Source organism: Catenulispora acidiphila DSM 44928 (assembly GCF_000024025.1).
Lineage (GTDB): Bacteria > Actinomycetota > Actinomycetes > Streptomycetales > Catenulisporaceae > Catenulispora > Catenulispora acidiphila.
The window spans coordinates 2,890,804-2,910,894 of the sequence record NC_013131.1 but is presented as its reverse complement, the minus strand read 5'-3'; the positions used below and the strand labels follow the sequence as shown (position 1 = coordinate 2,910,894).

Below are 20,091 nucleotides of genomic sequence, written 5' to 3'. Positions count from 1 at the left end.
TCTTGCACATCCTTCCCCCCCCGCACTTAGTAGCGAATAAGGAGACTGATGCCTACACGCTCCCGCAAGGTCTCGCGGTATTGGAGCACCGCGCTCATCGCCGGCACGGCGATGGTTCTCGGCGCCGGACCGTCGGCCGCCGCGAACGACCACGGCACTGCCGCGACGTCTTCCGCGAACACCAAACAGGTCAGCTACCACGGCTACGCCCTGAGCGTGCCGGCGGACTGGCCGATCATCGACCTCTCGCAGGCGCCGCAGACCTGCGTCCGCTTCGACCAGCACGCCGTGTACCTCGGCCATCCGGGCAGCGAGCAGAGCTGCCCCGCGCAGGTCATCGGACGCACCGAGGCCGTCGTCGTCGAGCCCTTGGACGCCGCGACCGGCGACCGGATCGGCTCTCACACGATCCAGGTCACCGGTCCCCGCGCGGCACCGGCGACGACGCCCTCCGGGACCGACGGCGAGATCACCGAGGCGATAGCCGGCGCCGGCGTGCTGGTGACCGCCTCGTACGGAACCGACGCGCAGCAGGCGCAGCAGATCCTCACCGGCGCGCGCCTGACGGCAGACGCGAAAGCGACGGCTCAGCTGCCCGTGCACCAGTCGGCCGTGACACCGGACACCGCGAACTACCTCGAGCCCGGAACCTACGCGGGTAAGGGTTTTGACGCCTGCTCGCTGCCGTCGTCGTCGACCATGAGCACGTGGCTCGCCTCGTCGCCCTACCGCGCTGTCGGCGTCTACTTCGGCGGCATCAACCGAGGCTGCAGCCAGCCCAACCTGACGGCCGGATGGATGAGTACCCAGGTGGGAGCCGGGTGGCATCTGATCCCGCTGTACGTCGGGCTTCAGGCTCCGTGCTCCACGCAGCATGTCGTCAAGATGTCCTCCGACCCGGGCACCGCCTACAGCCAAGGCGTCTCGGGTGCGAAGGACATGGACGGCATCGCCCAGAGCATCGGGCTGAGCACCGGGTCGATCCTCTACAACGACATGGAGAGCTACGACAACGGCAACAGCAGCTGCAAGACGGCCGTCCTGAACTACCTCAGCGGCTGGACGACCCAGGTGCGCGCTTCCGGCTACAAGGTCGGGGTGTATTCGAGCGCTTCGACCGGTGTCGCCGACCTGGCCGCGAACTACAACAGCACCACCTACCCACGGCCGGACGACATCTATGGCGCCCTGTGGGACGGCACCGCGAACACCAGCCTGACGCCGTACGCCCCGGACTCGGACTGGGCGAACCACCACCGGATCAAGCAGTACCGGAGCGGCCACAACGAGACCTACGGCGGCACCACCGTCAACGTCGACAACGACTATCTCGACGTCACGTCGGGCTACGCCGGCAAGATGGGCGAGATCACCGACGTCGGCGACCGCAACGGCGACAAGACCGACGACTTCGTCGCGATCGAGCACTCCACCGGCAACCTGTACCTCTACACCAGTCCTGCCTACTCCGGTACGGATCGGACGAAGCTCGGCTGGGGCTGGAACTCCATCCGTGATCTGGCCGACGTCGGCGACCACAACGGCGACGGCGCCGCCGACCTGATCGGCATCGACACCGCCGACAACCATATGTATCTGTATTACGGTCCGGACTTCTCCGGCACGACACGCGTTGACCTCGGCGGCGGCTGGAGCAGCTACACCGACATCGCTGCCGTCGGCGATCACAACGGCGATAGCATCCCGGACTTCGTCGCCACCGACAGCACTACCGGAAACCTTTACCTCTACACCAGCCCGAACTACCTCGGCAGCCAGCGCCAGCAGACCGGCACCGGCTGGACCGGGACCCGCGACATCACCGACGCCGGTGACCACAACGGCGACGGCAAGGACGACTTCATCGCCGTCAACGGCTCCGACAACCACATGTATCTGTACTACGGCCCCGGCTACTCCGGCACGACACGCGTCGACCTCGGCGGCGGCTGGAGCAGCTACACCGACATCGCCGCCGTCGGCGACCAGAACGGCGACGGCATCGCGGACTTCGTCGCCACCGACAGCAGTACCGGAAACCTTTATCTGTACACGAGCCCGAACTACCTCGGCAGCCAGCGCGAGCAGATCGGCACGGGCTGGTAGTCCGACTGACTGTTATAGCCGTTCGGCCGGCAAAATCGGTCCGGCCCGGAGTGCGATTCCGGGCCGGACCGAACCTTCATCGGTATGGGCCAGCGCAGATCAGCGTCAGCTCTTCGCGTCGTCGCTGGTGCTGTCCGTGCGCCTGCGACCGCGCTGCGTCCCTTGCGCACGCAGCCGACGCGTGATGTCGGAGGGGTTTTCGCGGGTACGCGGCTCCTTGATGGCGCGCGGCTCCGAGATGACCATCGCCAGCGAGGTCACCACCAGGACGAGCCCCAAAATCAGCAATGCGGCGAGAAGACCACCGGCATACATGACGACATCTCCTTCCGTAACGTTCAGGCATCCCTAGTAGCCCCGCTCGGCGGCTTCAAACGGTCTCGGGGCGTCAGCGCGAGTAAAGTCGTCGCCCAAATGGGAGTTCAGAGCCCTCATGGAGGCGGCGGCCGGGTCCGTCGCGCGACGATGAACGACGTCGCGGCGCGGGCCCAGGTGAGTCTGAAAACCGTCTCGCGCGTCGTGAACGGCGACGCCGGCGTGGTCGAGGGGACTCGGCGGCGGGTCCTGGACGCGATCAGCCAGCTGGGTTTCCGGCGGAACGACTCGGCGCGGCAGTTGCGGATCGGGCGCGCCGCGGAGATCGGCTTGCTGGTCGAGGATGTCGGAGACCCGTTCTACTCGACGGTGACGCGGGCGGTCGAGCGGGTCGCCGCGGCGAACGACTGTCTGCTGTTCACCGGTTCCTGCGACGACGATCCCGAGCGGGAGCGCAAGCTGGCGCTGGCGTTGTGCGCGCGGCGGGTGGACGGGCTGCTGATCGTGCCCGCGTCGGCGGATCACGCGTACCTGGCCTCGGAACTGGACTCCGGGCTGCCGGTGGTGTTCATCGACCGACCGCCGGTGAATCTGGACACCGACGCGGTGTTGGCGGACAACGTCGGCGGCGCACGGAGCGCGGTCGCGCATCTGATAGCCGCAGGCCACCGGCGGATCGGCTTCGTCGGCGACGACCCGGACATCTACACCGCCCGGCGGCGGCTGCTCGGCTTCCGGCAGGAGATGGCGGCGCACGGCCTGGACGTCGACGAGGCGTGGATCGCCGTCGGCGAACCCGGCGCCGGACGGCTGCGACGCCACGCGGAACGGCTGCGCGACAAGCTGGAGCAGCTCCTCGACGGTCCGGCGGCGGTCACCGCGTTGTTCACCGGGAACAACCGGATCACCACGCAGGTGCTGCGCGAACTGGCGCTGCGTGACGCGGACGCCGGCGCGGTACTCCCCCGGCCGGCGCTGGTCGGCTTCGACGACTTCGAGTTCGCCGATCTCGTGACCCCCGGCGTCACCGTGGTCGCGCAGGACCCGGCGGCGCTCGGCCGGACGGCGGCGGCGCTGCTGTTCGAACGGCTGGCAGGGCTCACCGAACCGGCACGGCAGGTGGTGCTGCCGACCCGGCTTGTCGTGCGCGGTTCCGGTGAGCTGCCGCCGCCGGCGTGAGCCGGCGGCGGGTGATCTGGCGCGCTGGATGTCAGGAAGCGATGACGTCCACGTAAGCGAGCTTGTCGTTGCTCGATCCGGTGGCGTTGGTGATGGTCAGTTTGCCATCGGAGACCGTGACCTGGCTGGTCCCCTCGATCCAGTGGCTGGCGGCGCTCGGCGTCCCTGAGACTGTGAGCACGCCCTCCACGTTGACCTTGTAGACGCTGTCGGTGTTCGACGGATCGCCGCAGACCAGGTGCACCGTGTAGTGGCCGTTCGGCACCGCCATCTCCCACACCGTCGCGCTTCCGCTGCGCTCCATGTGGATCAGCGTGTCATAGCGCTGATCCGGGGAGCTCGAGGCGTTGCGGTCCCTCGTGTTCACGGAGTTGTCGATGTTCCAGCCGTAGGTCAGGCCGCCGGACCGCGCACCGTACGCGGCGCCGGTGTCCGCCGCGTAGCCCACCGGGATCGTCGAGCCGGCCGGTTCGAAGTTCACGGTCGCGGCGAACGCCGGGGTGAGCAGGTAGCCGCGCTTGTGGCCGTTGTGGAGGCCGACGCCGACGATCTGGCCGCGGTCGTTGATCCCGGTGGCTGATTGGAGGGTCCAGCCGGAGCCGGCGGGGAGCAGCGTGTCCAGCTTCGTCAGCGCGCCGCCCGGCTGGCGCAGCCACGCCTCCGGTGCGGCGCACGGCTGACACTCGGGGTCGGCGGTACCGACGATCTGGCCCGCGGCGTTGACCGCGGTCGCCTGGTTGTACTGGATCGCGTCGATCGTGCCGAGGTCTGTCAGGGTGTTGTTCTGCCAGAGCGCGGCGTCCAGACCGCTGAGCGTGCCGGTTCGGCTGACGGTGCCGACGATCGTGCCGGAGACGTTGATGGCGTTGGCCGATCCGCCCTGACCGCCGGGCAGCACCGGCAGCATGGTCAGGGACCCGTTCTGCCAGACGAACGCCGGACCGCCGACGACCTGCCCGCGCGCGTTGATGCCGGTGGCCGCGTTGAGGGTCTGCGTCGGCGTACTCAGCTCGGTGGGGTTGCCGGCGGCGTCATAGACGATCGCCTCCGGGCTGCCCTCGGAGTCGGCCGGACGCTGACCGCCGGCGACGCGGCCGGAGGGGTCGATGGCGTTGCCGACGCCCAGCCGGTTGGTGATCGGGCCGCCGAGGTCCTGCAGCACGCCGGCGGCGCTCCAGCGGACCGGATACGCGTAACCGCCGTCGGCGCGCGTCGCTTGGCCCGCGATCTGACCGGCGTCGTTGACGGCGTTCGCCACACTGTCCCCGCCCCCGGCCTCGACCCCCAGGTCGGACATGGTCCCTCCGGACCAGCGGAAGCCGTGCTGAGTGCCGGAAGCCAGATCGCTGTAGCCGACGACGACCCCGGCGTTGTTGATCCCGTTGGCGATGCTGAGATCACCGCCGAGCGTGCCGAGGTCGGTGATGGTGGAGAGCGGCGCGGTGGCCGCACTGGCCGCACTGGCCGCGCCGGCCACACCAGCCGATGCCGATACCGCGAACGGGACGGGCACGACCAGAGCGGCGCAGAGTACTGCGACACGGGCGACGGCGCCTGCCGAACGCCTGCCGGACGAATGCATGAGGAACCTTTCACTCGAACGAGGAGATGGTCCTGAACACTCGGAGCACGCGCTCCGACGAAGTACGCCGCGGGCGACGGGGATGCGTCATCGGCGCGGTCCGCCCGAGGCCCGCATCCCTCTGCCGCGAACGTTACGACAACGTTGTCATGAACGCCAGAGCAGAGGCGGCGAGGCCGAGAAATATCTCGAACAGCGTTCGAAATCACCTGGTCAGAGCTTTGGCAAAGCAGGTGGCCCGACCCTTTGATCCGCAGGGCCGGGCCAGGTGTGTCGCAGTGTTTTGCGGGCCGGGTCGATCGGCGGCGAGGTCCGTCCGTGCGCCGTTCGAGTGAACTCCCTGATTGGGACGAGTCGCCCCCAGCGGGCTCTGCGAGATAGCGGACAACACATCGTAGATTGACATGCGCTTGGTGAGCCGAATCTCCCAGAACCGAGGAGCAGGTACATTGCAGAGCTGGCACAAACGGAGTGCGTGGACGACCGTGGCCTTCGCCGCGCTGGCCGTGGTGGTTTTCGCTTCACCGGCTTCGGCGCAGGCGGTCTCCTCGACCACGGTCACCGCGTCGCCCTCGACGGCGGCCACGGGGCAGTCGGTGGAGTTGGACGCGGCGGTGACGTGCGCCGGTGACCCGAGCGGCGGTCTCGGCATGACGTTCTTCGACGGCGGAGACCTGCTGACCACCGTTCCCGTCGCGGCGGACGGGACGGCGAGCTTCACGACCAGCTTCACCACCACCGGCGCTCACACGATCACCGCGGCGTACAACGGCAACGATAACTGCGACGCGTCGAACAACACGACCACGGTCCAGGTGACGACGGCGCCGACGCCCCCGCCGAATCCGACGCCGAATCCGCCCGGGCTGTGCCTTCTCACCTGCGGCAGTCTGATCAACCTGAACTTCGCAGACACCTACAACATCCACAAAACGTACAATGTCTACAACACCTACAACTTTTACCAGCCCGGCAACGGCGCCAGCCCCGCGCCCGCAGCGGGACCGGGCCGCTGATCAGATTCCAGGTGCGGCGACGTAGGTGTAGCCGCCCGCCAAGGTCGCTGTGCCGCCGGTCGTGGTGACGTCCACGTCGGCGGCTCCGACGGTGCCGGCCGGGGTGACGATGGACATCTCGGCGCCGTTGACGACTGTGAACGGCGCGAGGGTCCCGCTGATGGTGACCGACTGGGTGGTGGCGAGGTTGGTGCCGGTGAGCGTCACCACGGTGCCTCCGGAGGTCGAGCCGGAGGTGGGGGTGACGGCGCTGACGGTCGGGGAATCGACGTAGGTGTAGGAGAACCCGTTGTTGCTGCCGCCGGCGGTGGTGACGGTGAGCCCGACGGTCCCGGCCGACCCCGCGGCGGGGACGACGACGTCGATCAGGCCGTCGGACACCACGGTCGGCACCGCACTGGCCGAGCCGAACCCGACGCTGCTGGCGGTCGCGAAGCCGATACCGCTGATGGCGATGGTGTTTCCGCCCGCCGTCGGTCCGGAGCTCGCGCTCAGACCGCTTTTGAACGGCGCTTCCACGTAGAAGAACGAGAGCGGGTTGCTGGTGCCGCCCGCCGTGGTCACGGTCACTTCCACCGCCCCGGCGCCGGACGGCGAGACGACCGTGACCGAGGTGGGCGTGTTCGCGGTGATGATGGCCGGCTCGGTGCCGAAGAACACCGCGGTGGCGCCGCCGAGATTGACTCCGGTGATGGTGACGACGGTCCCGCCGCCGGTGGATCCCTGGTTCGGGGAGATCGGCATGTGCGCTGCTCCTTGCAGTGGGCTGATGAGCGGCCCTCGGGACTCGACGCGAGGTGGGCGGCCCACCGATGTGGCTACTTTCAGTAACCTGCGCAGGTCACCGGCCTGCAAGAGCCCTGACGCGAAATCACTCTTCCGGGCGAAGTGCGGCCGTGGCGAGCACAGGCCGAGTCCGCGATGTCATCGCCTCGGACCCGAAAGAGTGGTTTGCCCGCACGGCTGTTGCGGCCCGGGGACCTGCGCAGGTTACTGACAGTAGTTGCCTTCTCTCGCCAGACCTGACAGACCTGACAGACCTCACAGATTTCGCAGACCCCGCAGCCGGAAGGAACCGCATCATGGCGCCAGTCATCAGCAGCATCAGCCCGGTTCAGGGCCCTGCCGCCGGAGGGACGGCCGTCACGGTCACCGGAACCGGCTTCACGGGTGTGACCGGGGTGAAGTTCGGTTCCGCGGCGGCGGCGTACGTCGTGGTCAGCGCCACCAAGATCACCGCCACCGCACCCGCCGGTTCCGGCGCGCCATCGGTGACGGTGACGACGCCGGGCGGGACCAGCAACGGCGTCACCTACACCTACGTGGCGGCGCCGGTGGTGAGCAGCGTCAGTCCGACACAAGGCCCGACAACAGGCGGGAACACCGTCACCGTCACAGGGACCGGATTCACGGGCGCCACCAGCGTGTTGTTCGGCTCGGTATCGGTGGCGTTCACCGTGGTCAGCGCCACCCAGATCACCGCGACGGCGCCTGCGGCACCGGTCGCCCCGGTCGCGGTCACCGTCGTCACCCCCGGAGGCACGAGCAACGGGGTGTTGTACTTCTACGTCCCACCGCCGACGGTGGCCACCGTCTCGCCCTCGATGGGTCCGGTCGCCGGCGGGAACACCGTCACCATCACCGGTACCAGCCTGACGCTCGCCACGGCCGTCCGATTCGGAACCGGCGCTGCCACGGCGCTCACGGTCGTCTCGGACGATCAGATCACGGTCCAAGCTCCCAGCGGTTCCGGGACTGTCGCCGTCACGGTCACCACGCCGGGCGGCACGAGCCTGCCGGGGGTGGGCAGCGCCTCCTACACCTACGTGCCGCTCCCGGTCATCAACGCCCTCACCCCTTCGCAGGTACCGACGAGCGGCGGAAGCGCGGTCACCATCAGCGGAAGCAGCCTCGGCCTGGCGCAATCCGTCCTGATCGGCGGAGCCGCAGCGCCCTTCGTCGCCATCTCGGACAGCGAACTCGTGGCCATCAGCCCGAGCGGCGCCCCCGGCCCGGTCACCGTCAAGGTCACCACGCCGGGCGGCGTCAGCAACACCGCCACCTACCAGCTGGTCGCCGGCCCACTCATCTGACGGCTCGGCGCAGGCGCGACGGGGTGGTGCCGGTGGCGGTGCGGAAGGCTTTGCCGAAGGCGGACGTCGACTGGTAGCCGACGGCTTCGGCGACGGCGTCGAGGCTGCGGTCGGTGGTGGTCAGCAGGTCGGCGGCTATCGTCATCCTGATCCGGGTGAGGAAGTCGGCGACGCCCATGCCGGTCGCGGCGGAGAAGTGCCGGACCAGGGTGGCGCGGGAGACGCCGGCGAGGTGCGCGAGGACCGCGATCGTCCACGGTTCCCGCGGGCGGTGCACGACGGCGTCGATCACGGCGCGCAGGCCGGGGTCGGTGACGGCGACGGCGGTCCAGGGGGTGGGCAGGGTCGTGGTCGCCGGGTGGCCGGTGCCGTCTCCGCGCAGCACCAGGGCGAGCAGCGCTTCGCACAGCGACGCCAGCAGGGCGCCGGCTCCGGGGCCGTCGAGTCCTGCTTCGCTGCGCATCAGCTCGCCGAGGAGGCGGAGCGGGGAGTCGGGACCGGTGCCGAAGGAGGCGTGGAGGATGTCGGGCAGTCCGGCGATCAGGAGCTCTCCGGCGCCCGGCTGGTAGGTGTAGTGGCCGCAGAACAGGTCGATGGTCGAGGCATCGGCGCTGGAGCTGGCCAGGGTCGCCACCGAGGCGCCCTGGCGGAGGTCGGCGGGCACGGCCGGCGCCTCGGTCGTGACCCGGACGCGGTGTTCTCCGCCGCGCGGGAGGACGAGCACGTCGCCGGGTCGCAGGTCGATGGTGTGTCCGTCGATCTCGGCCGTGCAGTATCCGTCCAGCAGGAGGTGGAAGGGTACGCGGCCGGACGTCGGCGGGTTGTCCAGGACGTGGCTTCCGGTGAGCAAGCAGCGGACGTCGACGACGCCGTCCAGCCGGGCCATGCGAATGAGGGTGCTGATCGCGTCCATGAGCCCGGTGCCCTCCCCTTCCCCTGAGCCAGTGAGCAGTGAGCAGTGAGCCGATCTCGACGAAATTTGAATTCTATACCTTCTTGTCGAATCACCTCCGGGCACGTGATCATTGACTCATGGACACCATGCACGCAGATCTGCTGGTCATCGGGTTCGGCAAGGGCGGCAAGACGCTGGCGGCGAAGATGGGGCGCCTGGGCCGGCGGGTGGTGATGGTCGAGCAGTCCGACCAGATGTACGGCGGGACCTGCATCAACATCGGCTGCGTCCCGACCAAGTCGCTGATCCACCACGCCCAGACCCGGCCGGCCGGCGCCGACCCCCGCGAGTGGTACGCCGGTTCGGTGGCCGCGACGGCGTCCCTGACCGGCGCGATGCGCGGCAAGAACTTCGGGATGCTCGACGAGCTGGACTCGGTCACCGTGGTGACCGGTACCGCGGCGTTCCTCGACGAGAAGACGGTCGAGGTCACGGCGGGGTCGGACCGCTTGGAGATCACCGCGGAGACGATCGTCATCAACACCGGCGCGCAGAACGCCGTCCCCGACATCCCCGGCCTGCGCGCCAGCAAGCACCTGGTCACGGCCACCGAGCTGATCGGCTCGCCGGACCTGCCGCGGCGCCTGGTCGTGCTCGGCGGCGGCTACCAGGGCATCGAGTTCGCGGCGATGCTGAGCACCTACGGCACCGAGGTCACCGTCCTGGAAGCCGGCGTCCGGATCCTGCCGCGCGAGGACGAGGACGTCGTCGGCGTCGTCGAGCAGATCCTCACCGACGACGGCGTCACCGTGCGCACCGGCGTTCGTGTCACGCGCGTCGAGGACACCGCCGACGGCGCGCTCGTGCACTACGAGGCGAACGGCGCCGACGGCACTGCCGGCACCTCCGGGACGCTCGAAGCGGACGTGGTCCTGTCCGCCGTGGGTCGCACCCCGCGCACCGCCGAGCTCCGGCTCGACGCCGCGGGCATCCGCACCACCGTCCGAGGCGCCGTCGAGGTCGACGAGCACCTGCGCACCAACCGCCCGCACATCTTCGCCGTCGGCGACGTCAACGGCGGCCCGCAGTTCACGTACATCTCGCTCGACGACTCGCGCATCGTCGCCGACCAGCTGCTCGGCGAGGGCAAGCGGGCGACGTCGGACCGGGTCGCGGTCCCCTACACGCTGTTCATGGGCCCGCCGCTGGCCCGCGTGGGCGTGACGGAGACCGAGGCGCTCGCGACCGGTCGCCCCGTCCGCATCGTGTCCAAGGCGGTGGCCGCGATGGCGGCGATGCCGCGTGCGGGCATCGTCGGCGAGACGCGCGGGGTGATGAAGTTCGTGATCGCCGCCGACACCGACGAGGTCCTCGGCGCGGCCATCCTCAGCGTCGACTCCCAGGAGCTGATCAACACCGTGGCCCTGGCGATGCGCAGCGGCGTCACCGCTTCGACGCTGCGGGACGCGATCTACACGCACCCGAGCTCGACCGAGGCGTTCAACGAGGTTCTCGCCACGGTGGTGCGCTGAGGTACAAGGATCAGGATGCTGACGAGCTCGAATGCGTGATACGCCAGAGGAACTCGCTGTTGCCGGCGTTCTGCTTGGCTCCTTCCAGCAGGAGCTCGACGGCTTGCTGGTTGGTGCGGGCGGTGAGGACGCGGCGGAGTTTGCGGACGGCGTCGAGTTCGGCCGGGGGCATCAGGAGTTCTTCGCGGCGGGTGCCGGAGGCGGCGACGTCGAGGGCGGGGAAGACGCGCTTGTCGGCGAGGCTGCGGTCCAGGCGCAGTTCCATGCTCCCGGTGCTTTTGAGTTCTTCGAAGAAGTAGTCGTCGGCTCGGGATCCGGTGTCGACCAGGGCGGTGGCCAGGATGGTGACCGAGCCGCCTTCCTCGAGGTTGCGGGCGGCGCCGAAGAGCTTCTTGGGCGCCGCCACCGCTGAGGCGTCGACGCCGCCGGACAGGGTGCGGCCGCTGGACTTGGCGTTGTTGTTGTGCGCTCGGCACAGCCGGGTGATGGAGTCCAGGAGGATGACGACGTCCTGGCCCTGCTCGGCAAGGCGCTTGGCGCGCTCGACGGCGAGCTCGGCGATGGCGATGTGCTCGTGGATCGGGCGGTCGAAGGTGGAGGCGAGGACTTCGCCGTCCACCGTCCGGCGCATGTCGGTGACCTCTTCGGGGCGCTCGTCCAAGAGCACGACCATCAGGTGGCACTCGGGGTGGTTCGCGGTCACGCCCGCGGCGATCGCCTGCAGGAGCATGGTTTTTCCGGTCTTGGGCGGGGCGACGATCAGGCCTCGCTGACCTTTGCCGATCGGTGCGATCAGGTCGATGATCCGCGTGCTGACCCGGCTGGTGTCGCCGGCGAGCCGCAGTCGCTCCTGGGGATGGATCGGCGTCATCGCGGCGAAGTGCGGTCTGGCGGCTGATTCGTCGGACGGCCTGCCGTTGACCGCGTCGACGCGGACCAGCGGACGGGCTTTGGATGAGTTGGCTGACCTGGCTGACTTGGCTGGCTTGGCTGACTTGGCTGACGTGGCCGGCGACGATTGGGTGGCGGCGCCTTCGATGACATCGCCGGACCGCAGTCCATGGCGACGGATCAGGTCGGGCGGCACGAACACGTCCTCGGGCCCGGGCAGGTAGCCCGTGGTCCGCAGGAATCCGTGCTGATCCTGGCGATCGAGGATGCCGGCGACCTGGATGAGATCTTGGTGCTGCCGGACGGCAACAGTGGGACGTTCCAGAGTGGGGGCGGACATAAGAGTCCTTTCAAGGTGGAGAGGTTGGCAGAAGCGCTCGGCTTCGGCAGACATCACGAAGAAGCGCGACTGAGAACGTTGACGCGATTCGGATCGTCAACAACAGCGGGACGGAGATTCACGTCTTGCTGTGATCAGTACTGGCGCCAAGCCCTCAGAATGGGGCGGCTTTCATCAGTACCGAGGCCATTGTAGCAGCATCCGCTGCCAACACTCTCACCCGGCACCCGGGGAACTCCCCAGGAGCCGGCGTCACCACGGAGAGAAGCCCCCCGGCTCCCCTGCCGTATCAGCCCAGAACCGTCAGGCGACCGGGCGCGGTCATCATCATCGGGGTCCGGTATTCCATGGCGATGGTGCTGCCCTCGGCGGCGTCGACCGTGGCGCCGGCTTCGCAGCAGCGCGACTTGGTCAGGTACTTGAAGTAGATCTTCACGTCGTGGCGGCCGGGCGGGACCGAGATGACACGGTCGCCCCACGAACCGGGCTGAGGCGTCCCGTCGATCTCGACGGTGAGCTTGGTCATATAGAGCAGCCAGGCCATCGGGCTGTGGCGTCCGTTGATGCGGATGGTGGCTTTTCCTGCCATCTTGGCTCCCTGGGGATCGGTTTCAACGCCCCCGAGTGTCGCGTCCCCCCGGGTACGCCACATCGGCGAAACCACGTAGTCACGTACGGAACCATTCAGGACTCGACGGTCCGGACCCCGGTCAGCCGGCGTGGTCGGGCGCCTTCGGCACCTCGGGCAGCTCGACCGGGTGGTCGGCGCCGAAGTCGGCGGATGCGGAAACGGCCTGCCAGGCGTCCGCCTCGGCGATCTGGCTGCGGGAGTAGTCCAGAGCCATCTGGACCGCGCCGGCGCCGAGCACCAGGTGGGTCGGCAGGTTGCCGGCGTGGACCATGCGCACCAGGATCTCGGCGGCGCGGTCGGGGTCGCCTTGGGCGGTGCCGCCGCTGCGTACTCGGTCGACCAAGACGCCGACGGTCTGGCGGTAGTCGTCCGTCACCTCCTCGACGCGCATCGAGGAGCCGGCCCAGTCGGTGGCGAAGCCGCCCGGCTCGACCACGACGTAGCGGATGCCGAACGGGGCGGTCTCGGCTGCCAGGACGCGGGTGAAGCCGTCGACGGCGAACTTGGCCGCCTGGTAGGAGCCGAGTCCCGGGTTCTGGCCGACGCGTCCGCCGATCGAGGAGAACTGGATCACGATGCCCGCGCCCTGCTTCTTCAGCAGCGGCAGCGCGGCGCGCGAGACGTTGTAGACACCCCAGAAGTTGGTGTCGAACTGGCGGCGGAAGTCGGCCTCGTCGGTGGTCTCCACCGGCGAGAGGTTGGCGTAGCCGGCGTTGTTGACCACCACGTCGATCCGGCCGAACTTCTCTAGCCCCGCGGCGAGCGCGGCCTCGGCCGCGGCGGCGTCGGTGACGTCCAAGGCGACCGGCAGGATGCGCTCGCCGTACTCGGCGACCAGGTCGGCGAGCTGTTCGGGCTTGCGGGCGCTCGCCACGACGGTGTCGCCGGCGGCGAGGGCTGCGGTGGCCAGCGAGCGGCCGAAGCCGCGGGAGGAGCCGGTGATGAACCAGGTGGTGGGGTGCGTAGTCATGACTCTAGTGCAACATGGTTTCGCTATTAGCGCAACGTGGTTGTGCTAGACGAGACATCGGGCGCGGGCAGATCGGGGTGACTGCCGCGCCGCACAGCGAAACAGGGCGTGAATAGTGCAACGTAGTTGCGGTACGATGAGCGGGTGACCACGCCGCAGTTCGAACGCGCCCGAAGCGCGGAAGCCAAGCAGGCCCGCGAAGCGGCGATCCTGGAGGCCGCGGCGCGCCTCGCCCTCGAGCACGGCATCCGCACCGTGACGCTCACCGACATCGCCGAAGCCGTCGGCATGCACAAGTCGGCGATGCTGCGCTACTTCGAGACGCGCGAGGACATCTTCCTCCAGCTGGCGACGACCGCCTGGCGCGAGTGGTCCGCGTCGGTGCGCGACCAGTTGGCGCGCCTCTCCGCGGGCACCGGCCGAGGAGCCAGACGGCGGGAGTGGGAGCAGACCGCCGGCGAGGTCGCCGCCGCGCTCGCATCCTCCCTGGTCTCCCGCCCCCTGTTCTGCGACCTGCTCGCGCACACCCCGCTGAACCTGGAACGCAACGTCTCGGTGGACAGAGTGCGAGCGTTCAAGATCCTCGCCATCGCGGAGGTCGCCGCGATCGCCGCGACGCTGTCCACCATCACGCCGCTGTCCGTGAACGAGGCGACCAGCGTCGTGACCACCGCCACGGCGATGGCCGGAGCCCTGTGGCAGATGGCGGCGCCGCGCACCACCCTGCGCACCCTCTACGAATCCGATCCCGATCTGGCCCACGCCGTCGTCGACGTCGAGCCGCGGCTGACCGACATTCTCAGTGCCCTGATCACCGGATACGCCGCGCGCTCCAGCCCATAGGACTGGAGCGCGCCGCCAAGCGATCTCGGGGAGTCGGGAGCCGTCAGCTCCGCAGCAGGCGCAGGTCGATCGCGTCCGCCATCGCCTTCATCCCCGTGTCGTTGGGATGCAGATGGTCGCCGGAGTCGTAGACGGGATTGAGGGCGGCGATGTTGTTCGGGTCGCGCATCGTCTGGTCGAAGTCGATGTAGCCGTCGAAGGCTCCGCTGGTCCGGATCCACTGGTTCACGGCCTGCCGCAGGGTCTCCGCGGTCGGCGTGTAGTAGCCGTTGCCCAGGATCGGCATCAGGGTCGCGCCGATGATCCGTACGTGTGCGGCGTGCGCTTCGTTGATCAGCGTGCGATAGCCGTCGATCAGGTCTTGCGCGGTCAGCGGCGCGCCGTTCGGGCCGGCGTTGTTGCCGATGTCGTTGATGCCCTCCAGCAGGATCACGTCGCTGACGCGCGGCTGGCCGAGCGCGTCGTGCGGGAAGCGTTTGAGGGCACTGACACCCTGCCAGAGGTTCGGGACGTCGGTGAGCACCCGGTTTCCGCCGATGCCGGCGTCCACGACGCTGAGCCGCTGCGGGCCCGGACCAGAGCCGAGGCGGTCGCCGAGCAGATCCGGCCAGCGCGTGTAGGTGCCGGTCGAGGAGTGGTAGCCGTCGGTGATGGAGTCGCCGAACGCGACCACGGTGCCCTGGGCCGTCGCCGGGACGACGTCCAGCCCGGACAGGTAGTACCAGGAGGTGGTCGTCGTGCCGAAGGCGGTCGCGCTGTCGTCGCCGGTGTGGTCGCCGGAGGCCGCGTACGTCGTGTCGAAGGCGTCGGAGTGCCAGGTGGAGGTGCCGGTGGGACCGGGCAGGTAGAGGCTGACGAGCAGGTTCTCCCCCGCGCCGACGGTGATCGGGATGGGGTCGCTGACCACTTCCTGCCCGGCGGGCACGGTGATCTGGACCGCGCCGCCGAACCTGACGTTCCGCGTCGCACCGGCGACCGCCGTCGCGCCGTCGGCCTGCGGAGCGATGTCCGCAGCACCGACGACCAGCGGGCTGCTGCTGTACCGGTTGGACAAGGTGATGCGGGCGTTCGAGCCGGCGACGCTGCTGTGGGCGACCATCCGCAGGGTCTGGTCGGTGAAGGACGGGCCGCCGGTGGTCATGCTCGGCGACCAGGCGCCGACCCTGGTGCCGGACACGCGGGAGGAAGCCGCGGGCGTGCCGGAGGCGTGCGCGGGACCGTACGTCGCGACCGCCATGGCGAGTCCGGCCAGCGCGGCGCCGATGGATCTCAGGGTATTGCGGGACATCGTGGATCACTCCGCTCCATGGCACTAGTGCGCGAGGCTGACTGACTGGCCGGCGTGCAGGTTCACGGCCTGCGACCTGCCGTTGACGACCACCGTGGTGCTCCGGCCGCCGACGCTGTGCAGCGCCGCCCGGGTGACCTTGCCGTTCTTCCAGGTGATGTCGGCGGTGAAGCCGCCGCGCACGCCCGCGCCGGTGATCGAACCCGAGGCGGCCCACTCGGCGGGCAGCGCGGGCAGCAGCTCGACGTATCCGGGACGCGAGTAGATCAGCATGTCGACGGCCGCGGACGGCGAGCCGAAGTTCGCGTCGATCTGGAAGGCTCCGCTGCCGGCCGAGAGGTTGAGGATGTCGAACAGGTTCTGCGCGGTGCCGTTGCTGCCGTTGGTCGAGGGCTTCAGGTTGTTGACGTAGAGCTGGTAGGCGTTCTTCGAGTTCTTCAGCCGCGACCAGCACAGGCTGCGCCAGGCGTTGGCCCAGCCGTAGCTGTTCATCCCGCGCGCGGTGAGCAACGCGGTAGCGCCGGTGACGATGTCCGTCGGGGTCGAGCCGTCGGGACGGATGCGGTCGCCCGGGAACAGCCCGAACAGCGGAGACAGGTGGCGGTGCTGGGGATCGCCGAGGTTGTCAGGGGTCATCCATTCCTCCAACCATCCCGTCGTCGGGCTGACCACCGGCAGGTAGAGCTTCTGCTGGAGCCCTCCGACGGTCTGGCTGTAGGCGAGGTCACGACCGAGGATCTGTGTGGTGCTCTGGTAGTGGCTGAACAGGTTCCACACCAGCTCCTGGGCATAGGTGATGCCCTTGGCGTCGAGCGGACCCTGCTCGGGCGACCAGTCGCTGTCCGCGATCAGGACCTCCCGGGTACCGCCCGAGGGGTCGGTCACGGTCGTGGTGATCAGGCGCGCCTCCCAGAACTCCACGGCGCCCTTGATCAGCGGGTAGATCTTCTCGAGGTACGCGCGGTCCTGGGTGTACTCGTAGTGCTCGAAGAGGTTGTGGCACAGCCAGGCGTTGCCGGCCGGGTGCCACCACCAGCCGCCGCCACCCCAGGGGTTGGTCGAGATCGCGACGGTCCAGCCGGCGATCTTGCCGCTGGAGTTGCGGTAGCGGTTGGTCGGGCTGTTGAACAGACGCTGGGTGACGTCCGTCCAGGAAGGCAGCTGCGCGAGGCAGTAGTCGGCGAGCGTGTCGAAGCAGTCTGACAAGCCGACGCGGTCAGCCATCCAGTAGTTCATCTGGATGTTGATATCGGTGTGGTAGTCAGCCATCCACGCCGGATTGTTGTCCGAGAGCCACAGACCCTGGAGGTTGAGCGGCAGACCGCCCCGCGATCCGGAGATCATCAGGTAGCGACCGAACTGCACGTAGGCGGCTTCCATCTCCGGGTCGGGGATGTCGTCGCGATCGCGAGCCTGAATCCGGTCCCAGGTGTCCAGCGCCTTCTGCGGCGCCGACGACGCGCCGAAATCGACGTCGAACGTGCCGAACGCCGCGAGGAAGTCTGCGACGTGCGTGTACAGCAACGCGGTCGGCGACTGCTTGACCGCGGCGAGGACCTTGGTCCGCGCCAGACTGAGCGGATCGACAGCCGAGTCGCGGAATCCCGTGGCGAAGTTCGCCACATAGTCGGTGCCGCCGCTGACGATGACGGTGAGGTCCTGGCAACCGGTGAAGGACAGCGAAGACCCGTTGACGGCGACCTTGCCGGTGCTGCTGCTGGCGGTCAGCGCGGCGCCGTACTTCAGACCGTTGGCGAGCGCGCCGCCGAACGAGGCGAGCGCCGCCGAGCCGTCAACGGTGGTGGTCTCGCTGTGCGTGCCGGCCAGGGAGACGGTACCGGTGTACGAGCCGCCGCCGTGCTGGGTGAATCGCAGAACGATGACGTCGTCGGGGCGGCTGGCGAAGATCTGCCGGTCGTAGCGGACGCCGTTGACCTCGTAGGAGGTGCTGAGCACGCCCTGAGCCAGGTCGAGCGTGCGGCGGTAATTGTTGACGACGCTCAGGTCGTGCGCCGGGATGGCGACGGTGAGCTGAGCGAGGATGGCGAAGGAGCCGAAATCGTTGGCGCTGTAAGGGAACTGGCCGTCGCTTTGCAGCGTGTCGTTGCGGTCGCCGGTCCACAGGGAGTCGTCGGTGACGGTGAGGAATTCGCTGCCGGGGTCGTTGCTCGCCAGTGCGCCGAGCCGTCCGTTCCCGACCGGTAAACCCTGCTCGATCAGCGAGGAGGGCGAGCCGGGCGCCTGCCACCACAGCTGGTTCTTCGCGGCCTGAGCCGCGGACAGCAGCGGGGATCGGGTCGGGCGCACCGGCGCCGAGGTGGCGGCGAAAGCGGGACGCATACCGAAGGTGGTGGCCGCCGCGCCGGCTACGGCGGCGAAAGCGAGCACGCCCCTGCGTGAGGGGTGGGGGTGATCGGGGTCGTGGCGCTGACTGTCCATGGTCTTCAAGCTCCGCATCTGGGGAGGGATGCTGTGGGGGTTTCGTGGGGAGGGAAGGCGAGCGCGGGGCCCGGTCCGGTGGGCGGATCGCCGGACCCCGCTCGCTGTCAGGAGGAAACCGGGACGTCGATCTTGTCGATGTCGGGCGAGTACCAGCCGGCGCTGTCGAAGGTGATGGAGTTCGAGCCCGCCTTCAGACCCAGCTGGAAGCTGATGGAGTGGACGGTGTTCCAGTCGCCTGTCGAGGGGAAGGCGATGCTTGTCCCGCTGCCGGTGTTGGAGGAGATGGTCGCGGTCCGGTCCGTGCTGCCGTCGACGTAGGAGACGGTGATGGTGTAGATCCCGTCCTTCTTGACGGTGACGTTGTTGACCTGAAGCTTGGCGCTTCCGTAGAGGTTGCCGACCCGTGAGCCGCCGGAACAGGCGGTGCAGGCGGTGAGCGAGGCGCCGCCGGTCAGTGTGTTGTTCGTGGACTCGGCTTCGTAGCTCGTGGTCTTCACCGGCTTGGTGCTGCCGGCCGGGGTGATGGTGAACAGCCGCGAGCCGTGGGCGGGCAGTGCCTCGGTGATCTGGTTGGTGAAGGAGCCGAGGTTCTGGTGGTTCCACAGGTCGTGGACGCTGGCGTTGCCCTGGAATCCGAGCGCGGCCCAGTAGGCGCTGACCGATTCGGGCGCGGCGGCCATGTTGAACAGCGCGACGGTGTAGCTGCCGTCAGCGTTCTTGGTCGCCCAGACCTGCTGGTCGCGCATCGTGCTGACCGGACGCGCCACCGGCGAGGTGTTCTGGTCGATGCCGATGACTTCCCGGTTGGTGAGCAGCGACAGACCGTAGCTGTCCAGCTGGGTGAGGTCGTCACCGGTGAACAGCGGTGACTTCTCGATCGCCCACAGCGTCATGTAGCTCTGCCGCTCGGCGTTGGTCAGGCCGTCCATCGTGCCGTTGCCGACGTCGAGGGAGTCCAGGTCGTTCCAGCCGCCGGGACCTGCCACGTCGCTCCACACCGGGGCGTCGTTCCAGCGGGCCTTGACCGAGTTGTCCCAGGTGACCAGCGTGTTGCAGTAGCACTCCACGTCGGTGTCGACGCGCCAGCCGTTGGAGTACTGCTTCCAGTTGGCGGCGTTGCCCCGGTCCAGGGACCAGGACAGTTCCAGGTGGATCGGACGGCCGGTGGCGGCGATCGCCTGGTTCCAGGCGGCCACGTCGGCGGTGTTGTCGTAGTTGTCGCCGGACTTGCCCGAGCCGGGACCGACGCCGTCGATCTTGAGGAAGTCGTAGCCCCAGCCGGCGAGCATCTGCGCCTGGGAGTCGACGTACTTCTGCGCGCAGGCGTTGGCGAAGTTCAGCTTGTAGGAGCTGTCCCAGCCGTTGGTGGTGCGAAGGTCCGGGTAGACGATGTCGGCGGTGGTGCAGCCGGGAGCGTTCGCGATCGGCACGGTGCCGCCGCCGTACGCCTCCTTCTCCAGACCGACCGGCAGGTAGATACCGGCCTTGAGTCCCTGGGAGTGGATGTGGTCGGCGATCGACTGCATACCGTGCGGGAAGCGGACCGGGTCAGGGGTCTGCCGGGCGTTCTGGTCGTACTCCGGCGTCCAGTTGTTGTCGCGCCACCAGCCGGCGTCGATGTCGACGTGGTCGTAGCCGTACGCCTTGAGCTTGGCGGCCAGGGCGTCGGTCTGCTTCAGGACGTTCGCTTCGGTGAGGTAGCTGTAGTTGCCGTTCGGGTTCAGTCCCGGGTAAGACGAGGACTGCATGCTCCAGCTCGACCAGCCCATGAAGGGCGTGGCGGCGACCGTGGCGGCGTTGGCGGTAGTGGTCGGCGGCGGCGCTGCCTGCGCGGCGTTGGCCGGACCGGCTGCGGTCAGGGCAGCCGAGGCGAGGCTGCCGACAGCCAGGACCACGACGGCGGCGGCGATTTTGGGAGTGCGAAAGTACGAGGATGACCGCATGGGTCGAACCTCCCGGTGGGATGTG

The 20,091-nt window shown here is 68.7% G+C and carries 16 protein-coding genes; 6 read left to right on the top strand and 10 right to left on the bottom strand.

Features of this window, described 5'->3' with window-relative positions:
* The first annotated feature begins 48 nt into the window (after window positions 1-48).
* Complete coding sequence (locus tag CACI_RS45455) at window positions 49-2,106, top strand: glycoside hydrolase domain-containing protein (protein WP_012786780.1); 2,058 nt, start codon at window positions 49-51, stop codon at window positions 2,104-2,106.
* A gap of 105 nt (window positions 2,107-2,211) precedes the next feature.
* On the opposite strand, the gene CACI_RS12805 is transcribed toward CACI_RS45455, so the two are convergent.
* Window positions 2,212-2,421 carry a hypothetical protein gene (locus tag CACI_RS12805; protein WP_012786779.1) on the bottom strand — a complete coding sequence of 70 codons (210 nt, stop codon included), beginning with the start codon at window positions 2,419-2,421 and terminating at the stop codon, window positions 2,212-2,214.
* Window positions 2,422-2,520: 99 nt separating this feature from the next.
* On the opposite strand from CACI_RS12805, the gene CACI_RS12800 reads away from it, so the two are divergent.
* Window positions 2,521-3,600 carry a LacI family DNA-binding transcriptional regulator gene (locus CACI_RS12800; protein ID WP_041540190.1) on the top strand — a complete coding sequence of 360 codons (1,080 nt, stop codon included), beginning with the start codon at window positions 2,521-2,523 and terminating at the stop codon, window positions 3,598-3,600.
* A gap of 31 nt (window positions 3,601-3,631) precedes the next feature.
* Here the strand turns inward: CACI_RS12800 and CACI_RS12795 are convergent, their stop codons facing one another.
* On the bottom strand, window positions 3,632-5,113 hold the full coding sequence (locus tag CACI_RS12795) for a hypothetical protein (protein ID WP_190276751.1): 1,482 nt from the start codon (window positions 5,111-5,113) through the stop codon (window positions 3,632-3,634).
* A 518-nt stretch (window positions 5,114-5,631) separates the two neighbouring features.
* Between CACI_RS12795 and CACI_RS47720 the strand changes: the two genes are divergently transcribed.
* A complete protein-coding gene (locus CACI_RS47720; protein WP_012786776.1) occupies window positions 5,632-6,198 on the top strand; it encodes an Ig-like domain-containing protein in 567 nt (188 codons plus the stop codon).
* On the opposite strand, the gene CACI_RS12785 is transcribed toward CACI_RS47720, so the two are convergent.
* Window positions 6,199-6,942 carry an IPT/TIG domain-containing protein gene (locus tag CACI_RS12785; protein WP_012786775.1) on the bottom strand — a complete coding sequence of 248 codons (744 nt, stop codon included), beginning with the start codon at window positions 6,940-6,942 and terminating at the stop codon, window positions 6,199-6,201.
* 338 nt (window positions 6,943-7,280) lie between these two features.
* On the opposite strand from CACI_RS12785, the gene CACI_RS12780 reads away from it, so the two are divergent.
* Window positions 7,281-8,291: an IPT/TIG domain-containing protein gene (locus CACI_RS12780; protein ID WP_012786774.1), complete on the top strand. Its 1,011-nt coding sequence runs from the start codon at window positions 7,281-7,283 to the stop codon at window positions 8,289-8,291.
* On the opposite strand, the gene CACI_RS12775 is transcribed toward CACI_RS12780, so the two are convergent.
* Window positions 8,284-9,204 (bottom strand): AraC family transcriptional regulator, encoded by a 921-nt coding sequence (locus tag CACI_RS12775; RefSeq protein ID WP_012786773.1) that lies wholly within the window; start codon window positions 9,202-9,204, stop codon window positions 8,284-8,286. The genes CACI_RS12780 and CACI_RS12775 overlap by 8 nt on opposite strands.
* Window positions 9,205-9,323: 119 nt before the next feature.
* On the opposite strand from CACI_RS12775, the gene CACI_RS12770 reads away from it, so the two are divergent.
* Window positions 9,324-10,718, top strand: coding sequence for an FAD-dependent oxidoreductase (locus CACI_RS12770; protein WP_012786772.1), 1,395 nt, complete (start codon window positions 9,324-9,326; stop codon window positions 10,716-10,718).
* Window positions 10,719-10,728: 10 nt separating this feature from the next.
* Here CACI_RS12770 and rho read toward each other — a convergent pair whose 3' ends face one another.
* The 3 genes from rho to CACI_RS12755 form a co-directional block, all read right to left on the bottom strand.
* Window positions 10,729-11,949: a transcription termination factor Rho gene (gene rho, locus CACI_RS12765; RefSeq protein WP_012786771.1), complete on the bottom strand. Its 1,221-nt coding sequence runs from the start codon at window positions 11,947-11,949 to the stop codon at window positions 10,729-10,731.
* 289 nt (window positions 11,950-12,238) lie between these two features.
* Window positions 12,239-12,538 (bottom strand): hypothetical protein, encoded by a 300-nt coding sequence (locus CACI_RS12760; protein WP_012786770.1) that lies wholly within the window; start codon window positions 12,536-12,538, stop codon window positions 12,239-12,241.
* 121 nt (window positions 12,539-12,659) lie between these two features.
* Complete coding sequence (locus CACI_RS12755; protein WP_012786769.1) at window positions 12,660-13,550, bottom strand: SDR family NAD(P)-dependent oxidoreductase; 891 nt, start codon at window positions 13,548-13,550, stop codon at window positions 12,660-12,662.
* Window positions 13,551-13,694: 144 nt separating this feature from the next.
* Between CACI_RS12755 and CACI_RS12750 the strand changes: the two genes are divergently transcribed.
* Window positions 13,695-14,393, top strand: coding sequence for a TetR/AcrR family transcriptional regulator (locus CACI_RS12750; RefSeq protein WP_012786768.1), 699 nt, complete (start codon window positions 13,695-13,697; stop codon window positions 14,391-14,393).
* Window positions 14,394-14,436: 43 nt separating this feature from the next.
* Here the strand turns inward: CACI_RS12750 and CACI_RS12745 are convergent, their stop codons facing one another.
* From CACI_RS12745 to CACI_RS12735, 3 genes are all read right to left on the bottom strand, one after another.
* Entirely contained in the window at window positions 14,437-15,681 is a 1,245-nt protein-coding gene (locus CACI_RS12745) for an SGNH/GDSL hydrolase family protein (protein WP_012786767.1), read from the bottom strand.
* Window positions 15,682-15,705: 24 nt separating this feature from the next.
* The gene (locus CACI_RS12740; RefSeq protein ID WP_012786766.1) at window positions 15,706-18,120 is read right to left on the bottom strand and encodes a glycosyl hydrolase family 95 catalytic domain-containing protein; all 2,415 of its coding nucleotides are present in this window, start codon (window positions 18,118-18,120) and stop codon (window positions 15,706-15,708) included.
* Between the two features lie 107 nt (window positions 18,121-18,227).
* On the bottom strand, window positions 18,228-20,066 hold the full coding sequence (locus CACI_RS12735) for an alpha-galactosidase D (protein ID WP_012786765.1): 1,839 nt from the start codon (window positions 20,064-20,066) through the stop codon (window positions 18,228-18,230).
* Window positions 20,067-20,091: the final 25 nt, after the last annotated feature.

What these genes read in the sequence shown, in the direction of transcription:
- CACI_RS45455 (WP_012786780.1), top strand. Translation starts at nt 49, where the DNA reads ATGCCTACACGCTCCCGCAAGGTCTCGCGGTATTGGAGCACCGCGCTC.
- CACI_RS12805 (WP_012786779.1), bottom strand. Translation starts at nt 2,421, where the DNA reads ATGTATGCCGGTGGTCTTCTCGCCGCATTGCTGATTTTGGGGCTCGTC.
- CACI_RS12800 (WP_041540190.1), top strand. Translation starts at nt 2,521, where the DNA reads ATGGGAGTTCAGAGCCCTCATGGAGGCGGCGGCCGGGTCCGTCGCGCG.
- CACI_RS12785 (WP_012786775.1), bottom strand. Translation starts at nt 6,942, where the DNA reads ATGCCGATCTCCCCGAACCAGGGATCCACCGGCGGCGGGACCGTCGTC.
- CACI_RS12780 (WP_012786774.1), top strand. Translation starts at nt 7,281, where the DNA reads ATGGCGCCAGTCATCAGCAGCATCAGCCCGGTTCAGGGCCCTGCCGCC.
- CACI_RS12775 (WP_012786773.1), bottom strand. Translation starts at nt 9,204, where the DNA reads ATGGACGCGATCAGCACCCTCATTCGCATGGCCCGGCTGGACGGCGTC.
- CACI_RS12770 (WP_012786772.1), top strand. Translation starts at nt 9,324, where the DNA reads ATGGACACCATGCACGCAGATCTGCTGGTCATCGGGTTCGGCAAGGGC.
- rho (WP_012786771.1), bottom strand. Translation starts at nt 11,949, where the DNA reads ATGTCCGCCCCCACTCTGGAACGTCCCACTGTTGCCGTCCGGCAGCAC.
- CACI_RS12760 (WP_012786770.1), bottom strand. Translation starts at nt 12,538, where the DNA reads ATGGCAGGAAAAGCCACCATCCGCATCAACGGACGCCACAGCCCGATG.
- CACI_RS12755 (WP_012786769.1), bottom strand. Translation starts at nt 13,550, where the DNA reads ATGACTACGCACCCCACCACCTGGTTCATCACCGGCTCCTCCCGCGGC.
- CACI_RS12745 (WP_012786767.1), bottom strand. Translation starts at nt 15,681, where the DNA reads ATGTCCCGCAATACCCTGAGATCCATCGGCGCCGCGCTGGCCGGACTC.
- CACI_RS12740 (WP_012786766.1), bottom strand. Translation starts at nt 18,120, where the DNA reads ATGGACAGTCAGCGCCACGACCCCGATCACCCCCACCCCTCACGCAGG.
- CACI_RS12735 (WP_012786765.1), bottom strand. Translation starts at nt 20,066, where the DNA reads ATGCGGTCATCCTCGTACTTTCGCACTCCCAAAATCGCCGCCGCCGTC.